13 protein-coding genes and 1 pseudogene are annotated in these 23,716 nt (G+C 70.7%); 6 read left to right on the top strand and 8 right to left on the bottom strand.

From position 1 onward, the window contains the following. Positions 1-101 precede the first annotated feature (101 nt). Both EIZ62_RS03015 and EIZ62_RS03010 read left to right on the top strand, forming a co-directional pair. Positions 102-1,022, top strand: a complete 921-nt coding sequence (locus EIZ62_RS03015; protein WP_244375405.1) for a universal stress protein — start codon at positions 102-104, stop codon at positions 1,020-1,022. A 27-nt stretch (positions 1,023-1,049) separates the two neighbouring features. After that, positions 1,050-3,740, top strand: coding sequence for a cation-translocating P-type ATPase (locus EIZ62_RS03010; RefSeq protein WP_156691162.1), 2,691 nt, complete (start codon positions 1,050-1,052; stop codon positions 3,738-3,740). Positions 3,741-4,123: 383 nt separating this feature from the next. Here EIZ62_RS03010 and EIZ62_RS32305 read toward each other — a convergent pair whose 3' ends face one another. After that, complete coding sequence (locus EIZ62_RS32305) at positions 4,124-4,342, bottom strand: hypothetical protein (protein WP_244375403.1); 219 nt, start codon at positions 4,340-4,342, stop codon at positions 4,124-4,126. A gap of 95 nt (positions 4,343-4,437) precedes the next feature. Between EIZ62_RS32305 and EIZ62_RS03000 the strand changes: the two are divergent. Next, a pseudogene (locus EIZ62_RS03000) lies at positions 4,438-4,602 on the top strand (pirin family protein); the annotation flags it as partial. Positions 4,603-4,675: 73 nt separating this feature from the next. On the opposite strand, the gene nhaA reads toward EIZ62_RS03000, so the two are convergent. From nhaA to EIZ62_RS02985, 3 genes are all read right to left on the bottom strand, one after another. Then, a complete protein-coding gene (gene nhaA / locus EIZ62_RS02995; protein ID WP_156691161.1) occupies positions 4,676-5,974 on the bottom strand; it encodes a Na+/H+ antiporter NhaA in 1,299 nt (432 codons plus the stop codon). Between the two features lie 288 nt (positions 5,975-6,262). Beyond that, positions 6,263-7,801 (bottom strand): alanine/glycine:cation symporter family protein, encoded by a 1,539-nt coding sequence (locus tag EIZ62_RS02990; RefSeq protein ID WP_156691160.1) that lies wholly within the window; start codon positions 7,799-7,801, stop codon positions 6,263-6,265. 714 nt (positions 7,802-8,515) lie between these two features. Next, positions 8,516-9,577, bottom strand: a complete 1,062-nt coding sequence (locus tag EIZ62_RS02985; protein WP_156691159.1) for a PucR family transcriptional regulator — start codon at positions 9,575-9,577, stop codon at positions 8,516-8,518. Between the two features lie 237 nt (positions 9,578-9,814). Here EIZ62_RS02985 and EIZ62_RS02980 point away from each other — a divergent pair, with 237 nt between their 5' ends. The 3 genes from EIZ62_RS02980 (at position 9,815) to EIZ62_RS02970 (ending at position 17,386) form a co-directional block, all read left to right on the top strand. Continuing rightward, the gene (locus EIZ62_RS02980; RefSeq protein WP_156691158.1) at positions 9,815-10,420 is read left to right on the top strand and encodes a hypothetical protein; all 606 of its coding nucleotides are present in this window, start codon (positions 9,815-9,817) and stop codon (positions 10,418-10,420) included. Between the two features lie 50 nt (positions 10,421-10,470). Next, on the top strand, positions 10,471-12,519 hold the full coding sequence (locus tag EIZ62_RS02975; RefSeq protein WP_156691157.1) for an SPFH domain-containing protein: 2,049 nt from the start codon (positions 10,471-10,473) through the stop codon (positions 12,517-12,519). A 91-nt stretch (positions 12,520-12,610) separates the two neighbouring features. Further along, positions 12,611-17,386, top strand: coding sequence for a DNA repair ATPase (locus EIZ62_RS02970; protein ID WP_156691156.1), 4,776 nt, complete (start codon positions 12,611-12,613; stop codon positions 17,384-17,386). Positions 17,387-17,527: 141 nt separating this feature from the next. Here the strand turns inward: EIZ62_RS02970 and EIZ62_RS02965 are convergent, their stop codons facing one another. The 4 genes from EIZ62_RS02965 to EIZ62_RS02950 form a co-directional block, all read right to left on the bottom strand. After that, entirely contained in the window at positions 17,528-17,998 is a 471-nt protein-coding gene (locus EIZ62_RS02965) for a hemerythrin domain-containing protein (RefSeq protein ID WP_156691155.1), read from the bottom strand. A 557-nt stretch (positions 17,999-18,555) separates the two neighbouring features. Continuing rightward, positions 18,556-18,879, bottom strand: coding sequence for a MiAMP1 family antimicrobial peptide (locus EIZ62_RS02960; protein ID WP_156691154.1), 324 nt, complete (start codon positions 18,877-18,879; stop codon positions 18,556-18,558). 137 nt (positions 18,880-19,016) lie between these two features. Beyond that, the gene (locus EIZ62_RS02955; protein WP_156691153.1) at positions 19,017-20,636 is read right to left on the bottom strand and encodes a PLL family lectin; all 1,620 of its coding nucleotides are present in this window, start codon (positions 20,634-20,636) and stop codon (positions 19,017-19,019) included. Positions 20,637-20,724: 88 nt separating this feature from the next. Further along, on the bottom strand, positions 20,725-23,610 hold the full coding sequence (locus tag EIZ62_RS02950) for an AfsR/SARP family transcriptional regulator (RefSeq protein WP_244375401.1): 2,886 nt from the start codon (positions 23,608-23,610) through the stop codon (positions 20,725-20,727). Between the last annotated feature and the right edge of the window lie 106 nt (positions 23,611-23,716).

Genomic DNA, 23,716 nt, shown 5'->3' with positions numbered 1-23,716 from the left:
GGAGATTCGCGTTCCCGTCCCCAGGATCAGCGGGGCCGGATGGCCCTTGTCACTGCCCCATCCGCCTCTCGTACCCACGTACGCGCAGTGTGACGGTGGCCTTGAGTGACACGTCCGGTACCAACAAGAAGGTGGTGGAGACCATGTGGTTGCCCCTCGTTGTTGGAGTGGACGGATCTGCCTCCAGCCTTCGCGCGCTGGACTGGGCGGTGGATGAAGCAGCCCGGTTGGCCCTGCCCCTGAAGATCGTGCATGCGACGATGACGGACGACAGGGAACCCGCGTGCGGCCTGGAGATCGGTGCGGAGACTCCCTGTGGGCAGGACATCGCGCAGCACGTGATCGACGCTGCTCGGGAGCGGGCTCGGACGCACAGGCCGGATCTGAAGGTGACCGCCGAACTCGTGTGCGGCGACGCCGTCACCGCCCTGTTGAACGCCGGACGCAACGCTTCGGCACTGGTCACCGGGGCACGAGGCCGTGGTGAGCTGAAGGATCTTCTGCTGGGTTCCGTCAGCCTGGTCGTCGCTGCCCGTGCACAGTGCCCCGTGGTGGTCGTCCGGGACGGCGACCTGCCTTCCGCGGACCGGTACGAACAGATTCTGCTCGGTGTCGCGGATGCCGAAAGCAGCTCGGCAGCGGTGCGCTTCGCCTTCGAAGTCGCGGCGGCCCGCGGCTGCGCCCTCGATGCGGTGATGGCTTGGCACCGTCCCCCACGGACGTCCATCAGCAAGCTCCTCGACCTCCCGCGCCACGAGGACCAGCAAGCGCCCCGTACGAGGGTCCTGCTGGATGAGGCACTGAAGCAGTCCGCCGGCGAATTCCCGTCGGTCGACGTCCACCGCATCGTGGAGGAGGGGTCGGCCCGAGACGTCCTCCTCAAGCACTCGGAAGCAACCGACCTGCTGGTCGTCGGAGCCCAGCGCAGGCTCAACCGCAGCGGTCTGCACCTCGGCCGGGTGAACCACGCGCTGCTGCACTATGCCGCCTGCCCGGTGGCACTCGTACCGCAGTGGAACTGATGTCCTGACACGTGCGGAGGCTGTCCCATGACGCACCTGTCCGCTCCCGGAGCGCCGGCGACGATCAGCCCGGACCCGCGCGAACCGCTGTCCCTGCTCCGCCGTGAACTCGGCACCGGAGCCGAAGGCTTGTCAGGTCGAGAGGCGGACCGACGACTGACCGTGCACGGGCCCAACGAGGTCCAGGTGAAGGAGCGGACTTCCATAAGCCGGGAGCTGGTTCAGCAACTGGCGCACCCGCTCGCCCTCCTGCTCTGGGCCGCCGCAGCCCTCGCCTTCGTAGCCGGCATCGAGGTCCTCGGGTGGGCCATCATCGTGGTGATCCTGGTGAACGCGGCCTTCGCGCTGCTGCAGGAGCGGCAAGCCGAGCGCGCCGTGGAGACTCTCGCTCGGTACGTGCCCGAGCACGCGGAGGTCATCCGCAACGGCCATCAGCAGACCGTCGAAGCACGCACACTCGTGCCGGGAGACCTGCTGCTCCTCGAGGAAGGCAACAAGGTCCCTGCCGATGCCCGGCTGACTCAGGGTGCGATCGAGACCGACCTCTCCATGCTGACGGGGGAGTCCGCACCGGCCGAGCGCGTGACCGGCCCCGCGGTGCAGGGACTACCGCTGCTCCAGGAACCCGATCTGGTGTTCAGCGGGACGACCTGCACGGGTGGCCAAGCGCAAGCCGTCGTCTACGCCACGGGGAACTGTACGGAGCTTGGTCGCATCGCAGCGCTCAGCCAGCGCACGCGCCGGGAGCAGAGCCCACTGGAGCAGCAGGTCAAAAGAGTTGCCTGGCTCATCGCCGCGGCAGCAGTCGCCATGGGGGCGGTGTTCCTGGTAACCGGTGTGGCGGTGGGGCTGCCGCTCACCGACGCCCTGATGTTCGCCATCGGACTCCTTGTCGCCAACGTCCCCGAAGGTCTGCTGCCCATCATCACCCTCGCTCTCGCCGTGGGGGTCAGATCGCTGGCGCGCCGAGGCGCGGTGGTCAAGAGGCTCAGCGCGGTGGAAACACTCGGCTCCACCAACGTCATCTGCACCGACAAGACCGGAACGCTGACACAGAACAAGATGCGGCTCCAGAGCCTGTGGACCCCCGGACACGGAAGTGAGGGAGGTCCGTGGGTCAAGGAACTGGCCCGCGCAGCGGCGGACTGTACGACGGTGACCCGCGATGCCGAAGGACGACTGCGCGGTGATCCGACGGAGATCGCGTTGGTTGCCGGTGCGGCCGGGCTCGATGTCTGCCCTGACCTTGACGCAAGACACGCACAGCGGCGAACCGTGTACCGGTTCGATCCCCGCCTCCGGATGATGTCCGTCGTTCACCCGCCCGACAGTGAGGGCGACCACCTGCTACTCATCACCAAGGGAGCACCGGAAGCGATCCTGGCCCGTACGGTCACCGACCCGGGCATGCCGGCCGACCTGACCGTTCGGGAAGCTCGGGCCGCGGCCGACGACATGGCACGACACGGCATGCGCGTCCTGGCCGTCGCGACGCGCGAGCTCGCGCCGGACGCGCTTCCGGGCCGCCGTGAGGACGCCGAAGCCGGCCTCCGTCTCATGGGCTTGGTCGGCCTCTACGATTCGCCACGACCCGAAGTGGCCGCTGCGGTACGGCGATGCCACGAAGCAGGCGTCCGGGTACACATCGTGACCGGCGACAACGGAGCCACCGCCGCCGCCGTCGCGCGGGAAGTCGGCATCGGCGAACCCGCGCTACGCGTGGTCCCGGAGGCGGAGACGGTCAGCGACCCGGAACTCGACGAACTGCTCGCATCCAACAGTGACACGGAGATTGTCTTCGCCCGTTCGTCCCCCGAAACCAAGCTCAAGGTCGCGGATGCCTTGCGCCACCACGGACAGGTCGTCGCGATGACCGGGGACGGCGTCAACGACGCTCCCGCACTGCATCGCGCCCACATCGGCGTAGCCATGGGCCGATCCGGAACCGACGTCGCCCGTGAGGCCGCCACCATGGTGCTCACCGATGACAACTTCGCCACGATCGTCACCGCGATCGAAGCGGGCCGCCGGGTCTACGACAACGTCCGAAAGTTCATCGTCTACATCTTCGCCCACCTGACCCCCGAGGTAGTGCCCTTCGCGGTCTTCGCCCTCTCCGGCGGCGCCATTCCGCTTCCGCTGACCGTTCTCCAGATCCTCGCCATCGACCTGGGGACCGAGACCCTCCCGGCCCTGGCCCTGGGCCGGGAACGCGCCGAGCCCGGGGCCATGACACGCCCGCCGAGGAAGCGCTCCCAAGGCGTGATCTCCCGCGACATGCTGATCCGTAGCTGGGGCTACCTCGGCGTGGTCTCCGCCGCCCTGGCCATGTCCGCCTTCTTCTACGTCTTGTGGCGGGCCGGCTGGCAGCCGGGAGACCCCACCGGACCGGGCAGCGCTTTGCACGACGCCTATGTCACGGCCACCACCGCCACGTTCGCCGGCATCGTGACGTGCCAGATCGGTACTGCCTTCGCCGCCCGGACCGACCATGCCTCTCTCCGCGAGATCGGCCTCCTGACCAACCCGCTGTTGCTGGCCGGCATCGCCTTCGAGGTCGTCTTCACCGCCATCCTGATCTACTTCCCGCCCGTCCAGGGCCTCTTCGGCACCGAGGCCCTGCCCCTCGACGTGGTGCTGATCATCTTGACGTTCCCCGTTCTCGTGTGGGGTACGGACGAACTGCGCCGACACGTCCGGCGGCGGTCGGGGACGTGAAGCGGCATGGTCCGCGGACAGCTGCGGCTTTCGGCTCCAACGCGAACCTCTGTGCCGCACTGCCGTGCCGCGCGTGTCACCGAACTCCCGCAGCGTTCTTGAACGCGGCGGTGCGCTCCTTCTCGGCGGCTGTCTTGCTTTGACCGTACAGAGTGCGACGCAGCCTGCCGGCCAGGTCTGGTGCGCACCCCACGGCACGGCCGAGCGCTGTGGCGCTGTCGGGTGTGGCATCGCGAAGTGCTGGGGCCAGCCGGTCGGTCAGCTTGTCCGGGAGGGAGGCGGGAGCGCAGGTGATGAGAACCCGGATGAGCGGGCTCACACGCTGGAGGGTCGTCTGGTCGTTCTGCGTGGCTTCGAGGAGTACTTCCCAGAGAGGCGCGGGGTCAGGGCACGCGGCCGTTGCCCGGGCAGCGCGTACCTCGTCCCAGTCGCGGCTGTTGATGGTCGTCCTGGGCGGCGAAGCCCGACTCCTCCACCTGCTTGCCCGCCGCATCCCGGTACCGCACCTTGTACAGGTGGGGGCACTTCGACCACCGCGACTGCGGGTGCTCGCAGTCCTTGAAGAACGTGCCCATACCGCGGGCCAGGGTCTTGCTCGCCATGTGCTGGAGACTCCTCGGAGACCGATGCTGACGGTTTGCTGACCGCCGATGGTTCGAGGTGCGTCTGACCTGCATGGATGCCTGGAGGACGCGGTATGTGGTGGAACTTCGTGGGCCGCTCCCACGACGAGATCGCCCGCGCCCGCGACGACTGGACGACCGGCACCCGCTTCGGCGAAGTGCACGGCTACGACGGCGGCCGCCTCCCGGCCCCCGCACTCCCGCCGGTGGCGCTGAAACCGCGGGGGAGGGTGCGCTGAGCCGCGGTGACGAGACAGGGCCGGTTCCTCTGCCGGGGCGGGGTGCCGTACAAGGCCGATCGGCACCGAGGCCTCAACGCCCGAGGGTGTCGGCTCGCTGGTAGATGTCGGGGATGCCGTCGTGGTCGTCGTCGCGGTTCTCCTCCTCGTACATGCGGCGGTAGATGCCGTTGCGCCGCTTGATGAGGAGGGCGGCCAGGCCGGCGGCGAGGAGGGAGCCGATCAGGACCGCGGCTTTGATGCGCTCGGACGCGGCAGGGTCGGGGAAGGCCAGCTCCCCGATGAGCAGGGCGACGGTGAAGCCGATTCCGGCCAGTACCGCGAGTGCGAAGACGTCCGCCCAGGCCAGTTCGGGGTTCAGCTTCGCCTTGGTGAAGCGGGCGGCGAGGTAGGTGCCTGCGAAGATGCCGAGGGTCTTGCCGAGGACGAGGCCCAGCACGACGCCCAGCGGTTCGGGGCGAGTGAAGACCTCTCCCAGGGCGGCGCCCGAGACGCCGACGCCGGCGGCGAAGAGCGCGAACAGGGGGACCACGACGCCCGCGGAGACCGGGTGGAGCAGGTGGGAGGTCCGCTCGGCGGGGGACGCGGTCTCGTCCCGGTCGCGGGTGGTGCGCAGGATCAGGCCGATGGCGACGCCGGCGACGGTGGCGTGGACGCCGCCGTTGTACATCAGGGCCCAGGTGACGACGCCGAGCGGCACGTACCACCACCAGCCGCGTACGCGGAAGCGCTGGAGGACGTAGAAGAGGGCCAGGCCGGCGAAGGCCCCACCGAGGGCGACGAAGTTCAGGTCGCTGGTGAAGAAGATCGCGATGATCAGGATCGCGCCGAGATCGTCGACGACGGCGAGAGTGAGCAGGAAGGCCCTCAGCGAGGCGGGCAGATGGGTGCTGAGCACGGCGAGGACGGCGAGCGCGAAGGCGATGTCGGTGGCCATCGGCACGGCCCAGCCCTCGAGGCTGCCTCCACCGGCGGTGACCGTGGCGGCGTAGACCGCGGCCGGCACGATCATGCCGCACAGGGCGGCGACGACCGGGAGAGCGGCGGTGGCGGGGGTGCGGAGCTCTCCGACGACCAGTTCTCGCTTGAGCTCGATGCCGGCGACCAGGAAGAAGACGGCCAGCAACCCGTCGGCGGTCCAGTGCTCGACCGAGAGGTCCAGGCCGAGGGCGGGTATGCCGAAGTGGAAGTCCCGTATCTGCTCGTAGACCCCGCTCCAGGGGGTGTTCGCCCAGATGAGCGCCACGACTGCGGCGGCGAGGAGGACCAGCCCGCCGACGGTCTCCGTCCTCAGGGCCTGGACCACGGCGTTGCGCTCCGGGAGGGGGAGCAGACCGAGGAAGGGGGAACGCTCGCGAGGGGCGGCAGCCATGGACGGGCCTCCAGGAGATCGATCGGCTTGAGGGCATACGGGCCCAGGGACGCCGACCAGACTTCCCGGCACACCGCGCGTCGTGATCAAGCCGCCCACGGAACGGGGCGTTGACGCGTTGTTGACACCCTAGCCGCCTGCCGCACGACCCGCCATACCCCGTTTCACCTGCTGAAACGCGGCCCACGGGCATGACGAGCGGGCCCGTACACACCACGGCGCGAGGTGTGTACGGGCCCTCCCCCTGCCTTCGGCGGGGCCCCCAGGGGCCGGGCCGCCGGGGGGCGGTCAGACGGTGGTCTTCACCGGCTCCTGGTCTTCGTCGTCCTCGGTGATCTCACCGGCGTTGCGGGCGCGGACGTACTCGAGGAAGGAGTTCAGTTCGCGCTTGACGACCGGGGCGAGGAGGTACAGGCCGATGATGTTGATGACGGCGAGCATGAAGAGCACCGCGTCGGCCATGTCGATCAGGGTCTGGAGCGTCAGCAGGGAGCCCGCGACCGCGAAGAGCGTGTAGCAGACCTTGAAGGTCAGTTCGCTGGCCTTGCTGCGGCCGAAGAGGTGCGTCCAGGCCTTCATGCAGTAGTAGCCCCAGGTCAGCACCGTGGAGATGGCGAACAGCATCACGGCGAGAGTGAGGATGTACGGGAACCAGGGCAGCACGGTGGCGAAGGCGTCCGAGGTGATGGTGACGCCGCCGATGGACTCACCGCCCTGACGGAGCTCGACATAGCTGGCCGGGTTGGCGATGACGATGGTCAGCGCGGTCATCGTGCAGATGACGACGGTGTCGATGAACGGCTCCAGCAGGGCGACCAGGCCCTCGCTGGCGGGGTGCTTCGTCTTCACCGCGGAGTGGGCGATCGGGGCGGAGCCGAGACCGGCCTCGTTGGAGAACGCGGCCCGCTTGAAGCCGATGATCAGCGCGCCGAGGACACCGCCGGCGACGCCCTGCGGGTTGAAGGCGCCCTCGATGATCGTGGTGACGGCGGCCGGGACGGCGCTGACGTGGACCAGGATGACGACCAGGCAGGCGGCGATGTAGATACCGGCCATGGCGGGGACGAGCTTGCTGGTCACGTTGGCGATCGAGCGGATGCCGCCGAGCAGGACGATGCCGACGAGCGCGGCGACCAGGATGCCGAAGAACAGGGCACCGGCCGACGAGCCCATGAGGCCGTCCTCGCCACCGGTGACGGAGACGAGCTGCGCGTAGGACTGGTTGACCTGGAAGAGGTTGCCGCCGAAGAGGCCGAAGAACAGCACGAAGAAGGAGGCGAGGACCGCGAGGATCTTGCCGAGGGTCTTGCCGTTCTTGCCGAAGCGGTCGGCCAGGCCCTTGGGCAGGTAGTGCATCGGGCCGCCGGAGACGGTGCCGTCGGCGTGCACCTCGCGGTACTTCACGCCCAGGGTGACCTCGACGAACTTGGTGGCCATGCCCAGCAGTCCGCAGAGGATCATCCAGAAGGTGGCGCCGGGGCCGCCGATGGAGACGGCGACGGCCACACCGGCGATGTTGCCGAGACCGACCGTGCCGGAGACGGCGGCGGTCAGCGCCTGGAAGTGGTTGACCTCACCGGCCGACCCCTTCTCGTCGTACTTTCCTCTCACCACGTCGACGGCGAGCTTGAACTTGCGGACCTGGACCAGTCCGAACCAAGCGGTGAAGACCAGACCCGCGACGACGAGCCAGGCGACGATGAGGGGCAGCTCCGTACCGCCCACGGGGACGGAGTAGAAGACGACTTCCCCGAGCCAGGTTGCTATGGGCTCGAAGAATCCGCTGACGGCTTCGTCGACGGACGTGGTGATGGAGTCGAGTGACACGGTGGTTACCTCGATGGCGCAGGGACCGGCGCGCGGGAGGTTGCGCCGGGAAGATGTGCGGTCTTTGAGCGAACGCCGTTGTCCGATCGGCGACCCTGGGCTCGCGTACCGCGGACTCGGCACGTGATCACCCTGGTCGTGCTGCCGGTGCGTGCCGGCCGCTCCGTGTGTGGCGAGGGGTGGTGCCACCAGCGGAGTTGGGCAGTTCTACCACGGCCTTTACGGGTTCTTTAGTGACCTGGATCACATAACCATGAGTAATTTTCGAAAGTGCCAGCGAACGAAACCAGACCGTTATACGGATGGCTTGATCCGTTCATCGGACGTCGGTCGGGGAGGTGCTCGGGCGAGGGGCCTGCTCCCGCGACGGTTCGACCACCCGGCTCGGGGCGAGTCCGGGGCGCCGCCTCGACCATCCATCCCTTGAAGGGCGCGCCGAGGCCCTCCTTGCCGGCGACCGGCAAAAAATTGGCTATATAGCTGCCGGGTCATGGCAGTGAAAGAGGGCTGCCGTGACAGCCACTATGAGGACTCCATCCGACGCGCGCCGTGCTCGTGACGCGTGAACGGCGGCACATCCTCACGCATGACGTCCCGGGCGGGCGCCGGTGGACGATCTCGTGCAGCCTGTCGAGGTGGCCGGAAACCGGGTGATCCGCGCAGCCGCTTTGCCCTATTCTCTGACGTGACACTCGGTGACCGACGGAGCGAGGATCAGAGATCCTGTTCCGGCCAGTCCAGCAGCCGGGCGCCGACGACCGCGGTCTGGAGCGTGTAGCGGTCGACGGGGTTGCCGGGATCGGCGCCCGTCAGCCGGTGGATCCGCTCCAGCCGGTACGTCATCGCCCGCACGCTCAAGGACAGCTGCCGGGCCGCCTCGGCCGCCACGCAGCCGGTGTCGAAGTACGCGGTGAGGGTGTCGATCAGTGGCTGGGCGCCGCCGCGGGCCTGCTTCAGCGGGCCGAGCACCGTGCGCACCAGGTCGGCCATGGCCTGCCGGTCGCGGGTGAGCACCGGGTACACCAGGAGGTCGGCGGCGCGGAGCACCGGGTCCTCCAGGTTCATGCGCTCCGCCAGGTCCAGGGCGTTGAGCGCCTCCTCGTAGGAGTGGACGACCCCACCGACTCCGGGATGGGCCCGGCCGATGGCCACCCGGCCGCCGTCGGTGGCGGCGTGCGCCTGCTTGGCGAAGAAGGCCAGGACGTCCGACTGGTCGCCCGGCGCGATGCAGATGAGCCGGCCGTTCTTCGTGGTCAGCAGGATGCGGCGGTCCCCGAAACGCGCCGCGAGGGACGACTCCACGCTGCGGGTGACGGCATAGCCGTCGTCGTACGGCTCCGGGCCCTGTGCCACCGCCACCGCGTGGGCGTGTGACAGCAACAGGCCGAACCGCTCCGCCCGTTCGGCGAGACGGCCCACGTCACTGCGCCCATGGAGCAGGTCGTCGACGAACTCCCGGCGGGCCGCCTCCTGCTGGCGGATCGCGAGCCGCTGCGCCCGCTCGTGGCCTTCGGCGAAGGCGTCTACCGCCTGCTCCACCGCCGACAGCAGGTGGTCGGCGACGGCGCCACGCAGCTCCGCCCGTACGTTCTGGGCGGCGGCGAGGTGTGCGCGCACCATGAGACGGAGCCCGATGCCGGCCTCCGCGGCCCGTTCGCCCTGCCCGCGCAGCGCTTCCCGCTCGTCCCGGTTCAGCCGCCGGCCGGTGGCGCAGACCCCGACCAGTATCCGGGCATACCCCTCCAGATACTGCTCGACTCCACCCTGCTCGGCCATGGCCCCTCCCTCGTTGCCGACGCGCCGCTGACGGTTTCCTGACGCGTGGGCGTCAAGGGTGACATGCGTCGGCCGGGGGTCACCACCGGCATCAAGGGCGCGTAAAGATTGCCGGAGGACGGCAGTGTGAACCGGTGTGCCGTCCTGCCAGCATGAATGGACCGGGGCCGGTTCACCAGGGTGATGCCGGAACCAGGAAATCATCGTGTCGCGTCGGGCGAGGCAGGGGGGAGCGTCATGGACGAGTTCTGGCAGGCCGCCACCACGTTCCCCACCGTGGTCTTCACCGCGGCTCTCGTGGTGGTCGTCGGCTTCTGGCTGCTGGTGCTGGTGGGTGCGGCGGACACGGACAGGTTCGACGCGGACGTGGACACCGACGCGCTGAGCCAGGGCGGCGTGCCCGTGGCGGTGTCGGCCTCGCTGCTGATCGCCCTGTCCTGGTTCCTCAGCTTCACCGGGTCCGTGCTCCTCGCCCGTGCGGGATGGCCGGCCGCCCTGGTCCACCTGCTCGGCGCCGCTCTGTCGTGTGCCTCGCTCGCCGGCTCGTGGCGTATGACCCGGGCGCTCGTACGCCCCCTGGCCAAGCTGTTCCCCGACGAACCCGGGCCGTCCCTGCACGACTTCGTCGGGTCGACCTGCACCATCCGCACCGGGCGGGTGGACGCGGACTTCGGCCAGGCCGAGGTCGCCGCGCGGGACGGCTCCACCGCCGTCGTCCAGGTCCGTCAGAACGACGGCAGTCCGCTGGCGCTCGGCAGCACGGGGCTGCTGTACGCGTACGACGACGCCGGCGCCTTCTTCTGGGTCGCGCCCTTCGACGCGGCGCTGGACCCCCGCGGCTGACCCGCCGCCCCTCCCGCTTCAGCTCCCACCCTTCGATCCGGGGATTTCTCATGGATGCCATCTCCTGGGGCATCGGCGTGCTCGTCGCCGTCGTCCTGCTCATCGCCATCGCCATGCTGTTCGTGATCAGCCGGCTGTTCCGCAAAGTGGAGCAGGGCAAAGCGCTGATCGTGTCGAAGATGCGGAAGGTCGACGTCACCTTCACCGGACAAGTCGTCCTGCCCGTCCTGCACAAGGCCGAGGTCATGGACATCTCGGTGAAGACCATCGACATCTCCCGCACCGGCCGGGACGGTCTGATCTGCCGGGACAACATCCGCGCCGACATCCGCATCTCGTTCTTCGTACGCGTCAACAAGACCGTCGAGGACGTCATCAAGGTCGCCCAGGCCATCGGCACGGCCCGCGCCAGCGACCAGGCCACGCTGCAGGAGCTGTTCAACGCCAAGTTCTCCGAGGCGCTGAAGACGGTCGGCAAGCAGCTGGACTTCACCGACCTCTACACCAAGCGCGACGAGTTCCGGGACCGGATCATCCAGGTCATCGGCACCGATCTGAACGGCTACAGCCTGGAGGACGCGGCGATCGACTACCTGGAGCAGACGCCGCTCGCCCAGCTCGACGCCTCCAACATCCTCGACGCCCAGGGCATCCGGAAGATCACCGAGCTGACGGCCGTCGAGCACGTGCGCACCAACGAGTTCCAGCGCACGGAGGAGAAGGAGATCACCCGGCAGAACGTCGACGCCCGCGAGGCGATCCTGGAGCTGGAGCGCCGGCAGGCCGACGCCGAGATCAAGCAGAAGCGGGAGATCGACACCGTACGGGCCAGGGAAGAGGCCGAGACCGCCCGGGTGGTCGAGGAGGAGCGGCTGCGCGCGCAGGGCGCCTTCCTCAAGACCGAGGAACAGCTGGGCATCCAGCGCGAGAACCAGGCCCGCGAGGTGGCCGTCGCGCAGAAGAACCGCGAGCGGGTCATCGCCGTCGAGAACGAGCGCATCGAGAAGGACCGCCTGCTCGAAGTCATCGCCCGCGACCGGGAGACCGAACTGACCCGCATCTCCGCCGAGAAGGAGGTCGAGGCCGAGCGCCGCGAGATCGCCGAGGTGATCCGGGAGCGGGTCGCGGTGGACCGGACGGTCGCCGAACAGGAGGAGTCGATCAAGAAGCTCCGCGCGGTCGAGGAGGCCGAGCGCAAGCGGCAAGCGGTGATCATCGCCGCCGAGGCCGAGGCGCAGGAGCAGCTGGTCAAGGACATCAAGGCCGCCGAAGCCGCCGAGCAGGCCGCCGTCCACCGGGCGGCCGAGGAGCTGACGCTGGCCGAGGCCCGTCACAAGGCCGCCGACCTGGACGCCCGCGCCAAGGTCCGCCTCGCCGAGGGCATCCAGGCAGAGACCGCCGCCGAGGGCCTGGCCGCCGTGCAGGTACGGGAGAAGGAAGCCGACGCCATCGAGAAGGCCAGCCGCGCGGAGGCCGGGGCGACCGAGGCACGGCTGCGCGCCGAGGCAGCCGGTACCCGGGAGAAGGCGCTGGCCGAGGCCACCGCCATCGGCGAGAAGCTCAAGGCCGAGGCGGCGGGCCTCACCGAGAAGGCGGCGGCCATGGCCGCGCTGGACGAGGCGTCGCGCACCCACGAGGAGTTCCGGCTGCGCCTGGAGGCGGAGAAGGACATCCGGCTCGCCGGGATCGACGTTCAGCGGCAGGTCGCCGAAGCGCAGGCGGCCGTGCTCGCCACCGGACTGGAGAACGCCGACATCAACATCGTCGGAGGCGAGTCGGCCTTCTTCGACCGGGTCGTCGGGGCCATCTCCCTCGGAAAGAGCGTCGACGGGTTCATGGACAGCTCGCAGACCGCCCGGGCGCTGGCCGGACCGTGGCTGGACGGCTCCGCCTCCTTCACCGAGGACCTCACGAAGGTACTCGGGTCGGTGTCCACCGCCGATGTACAGAACCTGACCGTGTCCACCCTGCTGATGAAGCTCATGCCCGACGGGTCCGGCCGGCTGGACGAGCTGATCGGCAAGGCACGCCAGCTGGGCCTGGCCGACATGCCGGTGGCCGAGCTCGCGGACCTGAACGGCGCCGCCACCAAGAGCTGACCGGTCGAGGTCCCGAAGACCTCCGGAGCTGCCGCGCGGGGGGCGGCAGCTCCGGACTCTTTTCACCACGCACACGAGGGAGCGGGAGAGCATGAACACGACGGTGACGGACGCCGGGACGTACGAGGTGCTGCGCGACCGCCTCGACGCGCGGGCCGGCGAACTGGCCCGCCGCGCCGAAGCCCTGAACACCGCGCGTGTCGCGGCCTTCGGCGCCCACGAACTCGCCCTCACCGCCACCGGCCACATCCGCACGGAGCGGGACCTCGTGGCCCGGGACGTCGTCGCGGTCGGCGACGTGCTGCTGGTCGGGTACGAGGCAGCGTCGCCCGATGACGTCTTCGCGCTCCACGACCCCGACCTGAACCGCCTCCCGGACGACGCGGTGCCCGGCCTGCTCGACGACCCCACGTTCGTCGCCGAGTTCGCCGCCCTGCACCGCTACTACCGGGGCGCGCGGCTGCTGCGGCTGCGGCACGTGGACGGCAAGCTGCTGGCCGTGTTCCGGACCGGGGCCCAGGCCGAGGACATCCGTGTCCTGCGCTGGTCCCTCGCCCCGTCCGGCGAGGTGCGGTTCCTCGACGCCCGGGGCGAGCGCGACCACGTCCTCCCCGCCCCGTACGACTTCACGTGGACCGAGGCCACCCGGGACGACCACGTCCTCGGGCGGCACCCGCACATCGCCTTGGCCGACGGCACGGTCTTCGTCTCCACGGTCGGCGGCACGCTCACCGTGAAGACCGAGAACGACACCGAGACCGGTGAGGGCATATACAGCGAGCCGGTCGACGAGCCCCTTCAGTCGCTGGCGGACGCGGAGGTGGCGTACGCGATCGTCGGCGTTCTGGTCCTGCTGCGCGTCCGCCCCTACAAGGAGGAGACCTGGCGCCACCTGGTCTTCCACACGCTCACCAAGTCCGTGGTCCGGCTGGACGGCATCGGACCGTCGTGCCGCCGCCTGCCCGACGACCAGGGCATCGTCTTCCCCGGCGGCTACTGCCTGGCCACCGGGACGGTGAAGACGTTCGACACGGACGTCTCCGGCATGGAATTCGAGGCGGCCGTCCGCTCGCCCAACGGCGAGGACGTGCTCTACGTATTCCACACCGGCGCGGACGGGCGCACCCTGCTGCTGCCGTACCACCTCATCCGCAAGGAGATCGCCACCCCGATCGCGTGCCGTGGTCACGCGCTCCTCGATGACGGCACGCTCGCCGCACTGCGCGCCGAGTCCGGCGAGCCCGCGCGCGTCCACCCGGTGCAGCTGTGGCGGACGCCGTACGTGTCCGGGGTCGTCCCCGAGGGCGACGGGCCGCTCGCCCGCATCGGCAACGCCGACCTGGTCCGCGGCATCTCGGACTGCCTCGCCATCGCCCGGCAGGTCACCGAGACCACCACCACCGGCGAGATGTACGCCGCGCTGGTCACCGCCTGCACCCGGACGGCTGACCGCTTCCCCTGGCTGGGCGACGCGGAGACGGGCGACCTGCGCGCTCCCCTGGAGGAGGTGCGGGCGACCGCCGAGCAGGTGTTGCGCGAGTTCGAGACCGTACAGGCCCTCGGCGCACAGGCCGCCGAGGCCCTCGCACACGCCGGGGAGGACCTTCAGCGGCTGGTGCGGCGGGTCCGCGGTGAGGCACCGGCCACGGCCGAGGAGTGGATCGAGCGCATCACCGAACTGCGCCGTGCGCAGGGCCGCATGGTCACACTCAAGGAGATGCGGTACGCGGACACCGCGGCAGTGGACGCGCTCGCCGAGGACGCCGGGACGCACATCACCTCGACCGCTCAGCGGGCGGTCGCCTTCCTCCGGCGCGACGACGCCTTCACCGCCCAGCACGCGGAGGTGGAGCGGCTCACCGCGGATGCCGGGGCGATCACCACGACCGCCGAGGCAGCGACGGTCACCGAGCGGCTCGACGCGCAGGTCCTCGGCCTCCAGACGCTCACCGAGGTGGTCGCCGGCCTGGACATCGGCGACGCGACCGCCCGTACGGCCATCCTGGAGCGGATCGCCGAGGTGCTGGGCGGCCTCAACCGCGTCCGCGCCCTCCTCGCCGCCCGCCGCCGTGAACTCCTCGACCAGGAGGGACGGGCCGCGTTCGCAGCCGAGTTCGCCCTCCTCGGCCAGTCCGTCACCGGTGCCCTGGCCGCGGCCGACACCCCGGAGGCATGTGACGCGCAGCTCGCCCGGCTGCTGCTCCAGCTGGACAACCTGGAGTCACGTTTCGCCGACCACGACGGCTTCCTCACGGAGATCACCGACAAGCGCGCCGAGGTCCACGACGCCCTCGCGGGCCGCAAGCAGGCCCTCCAGGACGCCCGCGCCCGGCGCGCCGAACGCCTCGCCACCTCCGCCTCCCGCGTCCTGGAGACGATCGCCCGCCGAGTGGCCGGCCTGGGCAGCCCCGACGAGGTCAACACCTACTTCACCTCCGACCCGATGGTCGAGAAGGTCCGCCGCACCGCCGCCGAACTGCGCGACCTCGGCGACCAGGTGCGGGCCGAGGAGCTGGCGGGCCGGCTGGGGGCCGCCCGCCAGGAAGCCGGACGTGCCCTGCGGGACCGTACCGAGCTGTACGCGGACGGCGGCGACACCATCCGGCTCGGCAGCCACGGCTTCGCCGTCACCACCCGCCCGCCGGAGCTCACGCTCGTACCGCACACGGACGGCGGCCTGGCCTTCGCGCTGACCGGCACCGACTACCGCCACCCGGTCACCGACCCCGGCTTCGCCGACACCCGCCCCTACTGGGACCAGCTCCTGCCCTCCGAGAACGCCGACGTCTACCGCGCCGAACACCTCGCCGCGCGGCTGCTGTCCGAGCACGGCGCCGAGTCCCTCGCGGAAGCCGACCTGCCCGACCTGGCCAGGCGAGCGGCCGAGGCCGCCTACGACGAGGGCTACGAGCGAGGCGTCCACGACCACGACGCGGCCGCCGTCCTGGCCGTCCTGCTGAGGCTGCACGAGCGGGCCGGGCTGCTGCGGTACCCGGCCGCCGACAGGGCCGCCGCCCAGCTCTTCTGGGCCCACGGAACGACCGCCGCCGGCCGGGAGGCATGGACGCGCGAGGCCGCGTCGCTGGTCCGGGCCCGGGACACTTTCGGCACGGCACCGGCCCTGGACGCGCTGCGCGGTGAACTGTCCGAGGCCGGAGCACTGACCGGTCCCGCGGCCGAGTACCTCGTCGAGGAACTGGCGGCCGGCGGCTCCTTCACGACCGGCCCCGCTGCCCGCACGCTGCTGGAGAAGTTCCACCGGGCGGTGGGCTCCTCGCCGTACGCCGAGGATGTACGCACCCTCCTCGCCGACGGGGACGCGGCGGCCGCGCGACGGCTGGTGGAGGGCTGGCTCTTCCCGTACGCGGCCTCGAGCGGCGAGGACGTGGATCCGGGCGACCTCGCCGAAGCGGTGGCGATCGAGGTGTGCCCGGAGCTCCCGCGCCAGGCCGTGGACCGCGCGCCGACCGCCCGCGTGGAGGGCCTGCTCGGCACGCACCCGAGGATCGACCGGGGCACTCTCCTCCTCCGCCTCGACGAATTCCTGGCCAGGACGGGTGACTTCGCCCACCGGGTGGTTCCCGCTTTCCGCGCGTACCAGCAGCGCAGGAACGCGCTGGTGGCCGACGAGCGCCGACGTCTGCGCCTGGACGAGTACCGGCCGCGCGTCATGTCCTCGTTCGTGCGGGGCCGGCTCGTCGACGAGGTGTACCTGCCGCTGATCGGGGACAACCTCGCCAAGCAGATCGGTGCCGTGGGCGAGGGCAAGCGGGCCGACACCAACGGGCTGCTGCTGCTCCTCTCACCGCCCGGGTACGGCAAGACGACCCTCGTGGAGTACGTCGCCGACCGCCTCGGCCTGCTGCTCGTGAAGGTGGACGGCCCCGCCCTCGGCCACGACGTGACCTCCCTCGACCCGGCAGAGGCGCCGAACGCCGCCGCCCACCGTGAGCTCGAGAAGATCCACTTCGCACTGGCGGCCGGCAACAACGTCCTGCTGTACCTGGACGACATCCAGCACACCTCGCCCGAGCTGCTCCAGAAGTTCGTCCCGCTGTGCGACGCCACCCGCACCCTCGACGGCCACGTCCTGCGAGGCAAGCGCTTCGCCGTCTGCATGGCCGGCAACCCCTACACCGAGACCGGACAGCGCTTCCGCGTGCCCGACATGCTCGCCAACCGCGCCGACGTCTGGAACCTCGGCGATGTACTGACCGGCAAGGAGAACGCCTTCGCCCTGAGCTTCATCGAGAACGCGCTGACCTCCCACCCGCTCCTCGCCCCGCTCGCCGGCCGCGAGCGCGCCGACCTGGAACTGCTGCTGGACATGGCCGCCGGGGACCCCACCGCCCGCCGCGACCGGCTCACTTACCCGTACGCGCCCGCAGAGCTGGAGCCGATCCTGGCCGTGCTGCGCCACCTGCTCACGGCCCGGGAAACGGTCCTCGCGGTCAACGCCGCCTACATCGCCTCCGCGAGCCAGGACGACACCGGCCGTTCGGAACCGCCCTTCCAGCTCCAGGGCTCGTACCGCAACATGAACAAGATCGCCGCACGTGTCTCCCCGGCCCTGAACGACGCCGAGCTGGCCGCGGTGGTCGACGACCACTACGCGGCCGAGGCCCAGACCCTCACCACCGGCGCGGAAGCCAACCTGCTCAAGCTCACCGCCCTGCGCGGCACCCTCACCGAAGAGCAGCGGGCGAGATGGGAGGCCGTGACATCGGCCTACATCCGCTCCCAGGCTCTGAGCGGCAGCGGTGACGACGCCCTCGGCCGGGCGGTGGCCGCGCTCGGCCTGCTCGCCGACCGGATAGCGGCCGTCGAGACCGCCATCACCCGGACCACGGGCCCCCGCCACCGGTGAGCCGCCCGCCCGGCCGCAACGAGGGTGGGGGAGTGCAGTGACAGTCAGCCTCTGCTGAGGCGCGCCGCGGAGCCCGTAGTACATGCAGCAGCAGTGATTGCCACTGCAAGGGTGGGCCCGCCACCGCCGACCGCTGCCCGGTCACAGCGGGCCCAGCACTTCACCGGGTACGGCTGCCAGCTCAAGGGTTTCGAGCACGGTGAGCAGTTGCCGCTCCTCGTAGCGGAAGTGGTTCTCCATGATCGCGGCGATGCCTTCGAGGTGCTGATCGAGCTCCTCGGGCGGCGCGGCCCGGTCGACCGCGGCCCGGAGACTGCCGACCAGGTGGGCGATCATCGAGTGATCCTGCTCCAGCGAGCGCAGCACCGGGCGCAGCTCGGGGTGCGCAGCCGCGATGGCCGGGAACAGCGTACGGTCTTCGCCCTGGTGATGGCCGTCGAGAGCCGTGCAGAAGCCATGGCAGTACAGCAGGAGTTCCCGGGTGGCCGCCTCGCCCGGAGTGCCGTCGGCAAGAGAGGCGCGGGTTACGGACAATGCTTCCCGCAGGCGGTGGTGCACCCGGCGGAGTTCTTGGCTCCAGGCGACGAGCCTGGTCGTCTCGCGCTCAGTCACGCGAGAGCGAAGGGTGCGACGAGTGCATCGTCGACCTCCTTCGATTCGGCGCCTCCATGCCTGACACGGTCTGCCACCGGCACGCGACGCTGCACTCACAGTACCGCACCCCACCGGCCTTGCAACGCCGCGGGCGCAGAACGCAGTTGTGGCTCGGAGCCTGGCGAGGGGCCGGGTAGCGGGCGGCGTTGCGGGGTACTTCAGCGGGGTCGCCACGCAGGCGTCGACCGGAACCGGGGCGAGCACCGGAACGAGTGTCAGGGCGATCTCGGCGTCGGACAGCGCCGAGTGGGCGCGTCGGCGCGAGGGCGGCGGTCGCCGAGTCGGGTGATCAGCTGGGCGTGCTTGCGCCGGCCGTCAGGGACCGGGGGGACGGCCGGATCGGTGACGATGGGCGATGGGGCGGCCGCCGGTCCCGGCTGGCGGGCTTCCGCCTGGCGGGAGGACGACCACGGCCCCTACCCGGCGGGCCACTTGGTCCGAACCCCGTGCTCGCGTGGGCGGGTTGCCCTGCCGGTGGTGGTCCGGCAGGGCAACCACCGGCAGGGGTGGCTCGGTCAGCAGTGGAAGAAGACGCTCCGCCAGCCGAAGGGGTCCCTGCTCTCCTGGCTGCCGTGGAAGGTGAAGTGCGACTGCCCCTGGCAGTTGTCCTGGTTGTACATGGTGGCGTCCTGGCCGGTGTGCTTGAAGCGGTACGCCGCACGGAAGTTGGGGTCGATGTTGTTGCAGCCGCAGGCGAAGACCTCCTTGGCCCTGCCGGTGTTCTGCGGGCCCTCCCAGCTGAGGAAGCTGCTGGCGGAGGCGACTCCGGTGCCGAGGACGAAGACCCCGGTCATCACGGTGGAGGTGATGGCGGTACGAAGCGTGCGTCGGATGCGCATGGTGACTCCAGGCGATAGGGATGGTTGGCTGTACGAGCGGTCGTGCGGACCACTCGAGGGCGGGCGTGGCTCCGTGAACGGAGGACCTCTCGCCCGTCCGGGTCGCGCGCCGGCGCGGCACACCGAGTGGGGGGCGTTCAAGAGACGACGCTGTCAGGAACCGTGGCAGCCGATTCGCCCACCGGTGGGGCCGGTAGGGCCGGTGCAGCGAGTGCGGTGTGGGGTGGGTCGGCGGCGAGGTTGCCTTCCATGTCGACCCAGGTGTCGTTCCAGGCGTGGCCGTGTTGGGGGCCTCGTTGCCAGGTGTGGGTCATCCGGCCGTCGGGGTCCCGGCCGAAGACGGACAGGTCGCCGCTAGGGTTGAGGACCACGGCCGGGTCCGCGCTGAGCCGCCCGCCCAGAGGTGACCATCCGGACCAGGGTCCGCCCGTCCCGGTCTGCCAGCGGTGGTGCAGGCCGCCGTCCGTACCACGGGCGAAGAGGACCATCCCGCCGTCGCGGCCCACCAGCACCATCGGCCGGCCCAGCACGGCGCCCCCCATGTCCGCCCACGACTCGTGCCAGGCGTACCCGTGTTCCGCACCGCGTTGCCAGGTGTGCGTCACCCGGCCTTCCGGGTCGCGGGCGAACACCGACAGGGCGTTGTTCGGGCTCAGCACCACCGAGGGGTCGCCCGCGAGCCGCCCACCCAGAGGTGTCCATCCGGACCACGGCCCACCTGTCCCCGTCTGCCAACGGTGGTGCAGGCCACCGTCCGCGCCACGGGCGAACAGCACCATGCCCCCGTCGCGGCCGACCAGCACCGACAAACGGCCCGCGGTCGAACCCTCCATGTCCGCCCACGACTCGTGCCAGGCGTACCCGTGTTCCGCACCGCGTTGCCAGGTGTGCGTCACCCGGCCTTCCGGGTCGCGGGCGAACACCGACAGGGCGTTGTTCGGGCTCAGCACCACCGAGGGGTCGCCCGCGAGCCGGCCGCCCAGCGACACCCACTCAGGCGCCCAAGCGCCCGCCTCCGACTGCCACGTGTGCCACAACGCCCCGTCCGCTCCACGGACGAACACCGCGAGTTTCCCGTACCGCCCCACCAACGCCCACGGTCGTCCGACCGCACCACCCGGCGGCCCTCCCAGGCCGGTCCACGCCGACCAGGCGCCACCCGCCACGTTCTGCCACCGATGCACCACTCCGCCCGAGGCGTCCACCCCGAACACCACCATCCCCGCACCGTGATCCACCACCGACGGCACACCCACACCGACCCTGGCCCGCGTTGGTCCTGCCGGTGTCTGCCACCAGGAGGTCTGCTTGCGGGCGCCGGCCCAGCTGAAACTGAAGTGGACGTGATCGGTGTGCGGGCTGACTCCCGTGTACGGGGTCCAGCCGGCGTTCGGGCGGTAGGACTCCCAGATGCGCCGGTTCCAGATGATGTACATGATGCCGAAGCGACGTACGAGGGCATGGGGATTGCCGTGCCGATCCGTGGCAAGAAGCCAGTCGATCAGATCGGAGGCGATGTGTCCCTGGGTGTGGAGGTCGACACCCCAGTCCCAGGCGCGCCCTTCCTTGTGCTCGCTGTCGACGGTTTTCCCGCATTCGCGACTGATTCCCATGCTGCGGGTGCCGGGGTAGGAAGCGAGCACCAGGTCGCGAAAGGCCAGCAGTCCGGGCTTCGCCTGCGGATCGCAGACGCGTGCGGGCTGGGACGGCGCGTAGTCGTCGATCTGGGGACCGAAGTCCGGTGTGGTGGGGGCCATGGGGGTGGTTCTCCTCATCTGCTGCGCGCCCGGGACGCGACCACGTCCCGGACACCGCCCACCCTGCCGAAGCGCACTATCGCCTCAGTCACTCATCGGTCACTCCAAGTGATGACGCCTCGTCGATGAGAGTGAGGGCCAGGGCGACGCCCTGCTCCGTCGCGGCGCCGCGGTTCCACTCCTCCGCGTACACCTCGGCGCCCAGTCGCTCGCGGGCCCGGCGCTCCGTACGCGTGTGGACGGCGTGGAAGGGCTGGAGTCCGGTCAGGGCGACGCCCGTGATGCCGCGCAGCCGGTCGGCGGCCCCGAGCAGTCGCGCCGCCCGACGGTGGTCTCCCAGCGCACCGATTGCCCAGGCGATGGTCTCCACGGTCCACACCGGGCCCCAGCTGTCGTCGATGGCGTGTTGCCGCCCCAGTGCGTCCCGAAGCGGTTCGAGGGCGGCGGCCGGGTCACCGTGCAGGACCTCCGTCAGGCCGGTGCACCAGATGGCCCAGGAGTGGGCCCACTCCGCGCCGTTGGCCTCGGCTTCGGTGACGTACGCGCGGCAGGCGAGCCAGGCCGTTTCCCTGGTGGCGAGGAAGGCGGCGGCCATGGCCCACATCATGGTGGCCATGTGCGCGTCCCCGGGGTGCCCGGCGGCGCGGAATCCGTCACGGGCGCGGGCGAGCCGCTCGACGCAGCCCGGGCTGTCATGGACGAGGAAGTCGTACGCGCCCTCGATGTAGAGGGCCGCCACGGTGGGGGAGTTCGCCGCGGCCGTGCGGCAGTCCTCGGCGAAGCGCCGGGCCGCCGGGCGGTCCCCCTGACAGAGCGCGATCCACGCCTTCATCGCGGTGGCCAGGACGTTGAGCTCGTCGGGCAGGTCGTCCCGTGCGCCGACGAGGCTCTCCAGCCAGTGGCGTCCTTCGCCGGGGGTGCAGCCGAAGAACCAGAAGCGGGTACGGGTGAGGTGGACGGCGATTTCCACGCCGATGGCGGCCCGGCCCGGGTGGTCGCGGCAGAACTCCAGGGCGGCCCGGATGTTGGGCACTTCCGCCCGAAGTCGCAGCAGCCAGGTGACCTCCGCGGGCCCGCACCACTCCGTGGCGGCGCGGACGGTCATGCGGTGGTAGTGATCGCTGTGGCGCAGGCGCAGGCCCGTCGCCGCACCCGCGTCTTCCTCCAGGCGGCTCATGCCGTACTGGCGGATGGTCTCCAGCAGGCGGTAGCGGGCGGTGCCGCGGGTGTTCTCGACGACCACGATCGATTTGTGGACCAGGCCGGTGAGGAGGTCCACCACGTCCTCGCGGGCGATGCCGTCGGCGTCCGTGCCGTCACCCGCGCACACGGCTTCGGCCGCGTCCAGGTCACAGCTTCCGGTGAACACTGAGAGCCGTTTCCACAGCAGGCGTTCGCCGGGAGTGCACAGGCTGTAGCTCCAGTCGATGACGCCTCGCAAGGTGTGCTGGTAGCGGTGGGGCGCGCCGGTACGGGGTGCGGTCAGGAGCCGGAAGCGGTCTTCCAGGCGCTCAAGGACCTGCTCGATGGTCAGGGAGGCCAGACGGACCGCGGCCAGTTCGATGGCGAGGGGGATGCCGTCGAGTCGCCGGCAGAGTTCGGCGGCCGGTTCGCTGTCCGCGTAGGTGCTGTCAGCGTGGTCGTGGGACGAGGCGGCGGCGCGGTCGGCGAGCAGGCGCAGCGCTTCGGAGGGGACCGTCCCGCCGGTGCCGGCACCGGTGCTGGTGCCGGTGCTGGTGCCGGGTCCGGGGCCGATCCGGTCCGGGAGGGTGAGGCCGGGGACGAGCAGCACGTGTTCCCCCGGTACGCCGAAGCGTTCGCGGCTCGTGGCCAGGATGCGGAGCCCCGGGGCGGCCCGCAGGAGCCGGAGGGAGAGCGCGGCGGCCTCCTGGACCAGGTGTTCGCAGTTGTCCAGGACGAGGAGGAGCTCGCGGTCGCGCAGGTGGCCGGCGACCGCGTCGGCGGCCGGCCGGGCGGACTGGTCACGCAGCCCGAGGGCGTCGGCGACCGCGCGGTCCAGGAGGGCCGGTTCGGAGAGGGTGGCGAGGTCAGCGACCCACACCCCGTCGACGAAGCGGGGTGAGGCCTGCCGCGCGGCGCGCAGCGCGAGGCGGGTCTTGCCGACGCCGCCGACGCCGGTGAGGGTGACGAGCCGGGAGAGCTCAAGCAATTGACGGGTCCGGGTGAGCTGCCTCTCCCGGCCGATGAAGGTCGTGGTCTCCGCGGGCAGGTTGCCGGCGGGGCGCGCCCGGCGGGGTGCGGCGGCCAGGTCCGGTGCGGCGGTCAGGATGCGCTGGTGCACGTCCCGGAGCTCGTCACCGGGATCCACCCCGAGTTCGTCGGCGAGCCGTTCGGTGACCTCGCGGTAGCAGGCCAGCGCCTCGCCCTGGCGGCCACACTGGTAGAGCGCCAGCATCCGTTGGGCCCAGAACCGTTCGCGCAGGGGGTGCGTCGCGGTCAGCACACGCAGCTCGGGCAGGACTTCGGCGGGACGGCCGCGGCGCAGGTCCGCGTCGATGCGCAGCTCGTACGCGTGGACGCGCTGTTCGACGAGGGCGGGGACGACGTCCGGGAACAGCTCGCCGGGCAGATCGGACAGTGGATCGCCCCGCCACAGGGCGAGCGCCTCACGCAGAACGGCGGCGGCCCGCTCGGGGTCGTCCCGCTCCAGGGCTTTGCCGCCCTGCCGTACGAGTGCGGTGAAACGGTGCGCGTCGAGGGCGGAGGGCTCGATGTCGATCACGTAGCCGCGGCGATGGGTGCGGATGACGTCCGGGCCGAGGGAACGCCGCAACCGAAGGACGTAGTTCTGCAGGGTGTTCCGCGCGCCTCCCGGCGGGCTCGCCCCCCACACCCGGTCCACCAGGGTGTCGACCGGGATGACCGCACCGGCGTCGTTGAGAAGTACGACCAGGAGGACCCGCAGGCGGGTCGCACCGATGTTCACGAGGTGGCCGTCCCGCGAAATCTCCAACGGCCCAAGGATCTTGTATTCGTGCCGCGCGCCCATTGAAGCCAGCGTAGAACCAGGTGTGATCCGCTCGCTACTTTGCGTAAAGGCGCGGTGGCTGGTAGGTGAT

The organism is Streptomyces ficellus, from assembly GCF_009739905.1.
GTDB lineage: Bacteria > Actinomycetota > Actinomycetes > Streptomycetales > Streptomycetaceae > Streptomyces > Streptomyces ficellus_A.
Note: the sequence above shows the minus strand (reverse complement) of the source record. Positions and strands in the feature narration are given on the sequence as shown.

What these genes read in the sequence shown, in the direction of transcription:
- EIZ62_RS03010 (WP_156691162.1), top strand. Translation starts at nt 1,050, where the DNA reads ATGACGCACCTGTCCGCTCCCGGAGCGCCGGCGACGATCAGCCCGGAC.
- EIZ62_RS32305 (WP_244375403.1), bottom strand. Translation starts at nt 4,342, where the DNA reads ATGGCGAGCAAGACCCTGGCCCGCGGTATGGGCACGTTCTTCAAGGAC.
- nhaA (WP_156691161.1), bottom strand. Translation starts at nt 5,974, where the DNA reads ATGGCTGCCGCCCCTCGCGAGCGTTCCCCCTTCCTCGGTCTGCTCCCC.
- EIZ62_RS02985 (WP_156691159.1), bottom strand. Translation starts at nt 9,577, where the DNA reads ATGGCCGAGCAGGGTGGAGTCGAGCAGTATCTGGAGGGGTATGCCCGG.
- EIZ62_RS02980 (WP_156691158.1), top strand. Translation starts at nt 9,815, where the DNA reads ATGGACGAGTTCTGGCAGGCCGCCACCACGTTCCCCACCGTGGTCTTC.
- EIZ62_RS02975 (WP_156691157.1), top strand. Translation starts at nt 10,471, where the DNA reads ATGGATGCCATCTCCTGGGGCATCGGCGTGCTCGTCGCCGTCGTCCTG.
- EIZ62_RS02970 (WP_156691156.1), top strand. Translation starts at nt 12,611, where the DNA reads ATGAACACGACGGTGACGGACGCCGGGACGTACGAGGTGCTGCGCGAC.
- EIZ62_RS02960 (WP_156691154.1), bottom strand. Translation starts at nt 18,879, where the DNA reads ATGCGCATCCGACGCACGCTTCGTACCGCCATCACCTCCACCGTGATG.
- EIZ62_RS02955 (WP_156691153.1), bottom strand. Translation starts at nt 20,636, where the DNA reads ATGGCCCCCACCACACCGGACTTCGGTCCCCAGATCGACGACTACGCG.